Genomic DNA, 1,406 nt, shown 5'->3' with positions numbered 1-1,406 from the left:
TTGCTGACATTTTCAAAACCTCGTTCCGATACTCTATGTCTCGTATTTCAGCTGCTTAAAATCTTGTTTGGATTGACATTTAATGAGATTATGAGGCTTAGCGAGTAATAACAGAACAGGCAGCAAAACCTCATAATATACCGCCCCTATCTCCTCGCCATCCGGCTGATTCTGTCCCAGCCCGTGCCTCCCGATCGGAGGGGATGGTCGAGCACCATATCGATGAATCCGAAGATGACAGGAGCATAAACCGCATAGAAGTCGCGAGCAAAGGACATGGCCTCATCCACATTCTGAAAATGGCGGGTCTCCATCGACTCACCCGTGCCGGCGATCTCCGTGCTCCTGATCGTGCTGTCCGCCACGAAGCTGGAGAATCCGCATGAGGCCTTGGGAGGCTGGACAGCATCTATGTTCACCGGCACTCCACCATAAGACTCGTAGGCATAGAGTATCTGCTCCTCTTTCGCCTCCAGGCCCTCGGCCCTCGCCTCCCCCAATATCTCCCCGTCCAGGCACTCCAGCTGGGGCAGCAGGCTGGCATCGATGACGATTGAAAAGCCGTTATCATCCTCTTCATCAAGGTCTACAGCCTCCAGTACAAGGCCAAGCTTGACGGGCCTTCCATGGCCGAAGCTGCACTGCCAGCGCTCGCTCTCTACGTAGATCTGGCTCTCAGATAGCTGCAGAATGTTGAGCATAGGATGAAATATAATAAACCAAACATTTATAGACTTTTCTATTGGACTGCATTCTGTGCTGCTGTATTTTGCCATGTTCGGCTACGGGATGCTCTCTTTTCCTAGATGACGAACCCCTGGCCAGCGCAAAGTTAATGAGATACACCGACTACGTCAAATAACGTTAACGAATACGACAAAGTGGCGGTGACAGGGAAGCCATTCCCGATTGTATCATCCGCCCTCCACCCAAATTCGATCTAATATAATCCCAATGCATGAGGATGAGGAAATGAGACTTACGAGGTCTAATCAATTGGAGGATGAGTACAGAGTGCGCAGTTGCACTGGTATTATCCTTCTCCTGGCAGCATTTGCCTGTCTGTGCATATCTGCATCCGCCAGTACTATGGAAGAAGATGCAGATCATTGGATCAAAGAGGGATACAAGCAGATGTGGAAGGGCTCGTTCTCTCAGGCCAACGAGAGCTTTGAGAAGGCCCTCCAGATCTACGACCAGGCGATAGCCACAAGGCCTGGCGACATTAATGCCACTTTAAATGCCACAAATAAGAAGATCCTCCTTCTTGTTAAGCTGGGGAGGTTTGATGAGGCCATAAGCACTCTGGACAGTACTATAGAGAGCTACCCAGAGAATCTCAAGGCCTGGAAGATCAAGGGCTTCTCCCTTATCAACATAGCAGAGAAAAGCATAGCAGAAAGCAG

Annotated in this window: 2 protein-coding genes; one reads left to right on the top strand and one right to left on the bottom strand. The window is 49.9% G+C overall.

What is annotated here, in order from left to right; translation table 11 throughout:
- Nucleotides 1-146 precede the first annotated feature (146 nt).
- The gene (locus tag BP822_RS06025) at nt 147-701 is read right to left on the bottom strand and encodes a hypothetical protein (protein WP_273271984.1); all 555 of its coding nucleotides are present in this window, start codon (nt 699-701) and stop codon (nt 147-149) included.
- Nucleotides 702-972: 271 nt separating this feature from the next.
- On the opposite strand from BP822_RS06025, the gene BP822_RS06020 reads away from it, so the two are divergent.
- Nucleotides 973-1,406, top strand: a 434-nt coding sequence (locus tag BP822_RS06020) for a tetratricopeptide repeat protein (protein WP_286877957.1), incomplete at its 3' end; no start/stop codon positions are given.

Origin of the sequence: Methanosaeta sp. UBA458, from assembly GCF_002496085.1 — an archaeon.
GTDB lineage: Archaea > Halobacteriota > Methanosarcinia > Methanotrichales > Methanotrichaceae > Methanothrix > Methanothrix soehngenii.
The sequence above is the reverse complement of the archived record's forward strand: the minus strand, read 5'-3'. Positions and strand labels throughout refer to the sequence as shown.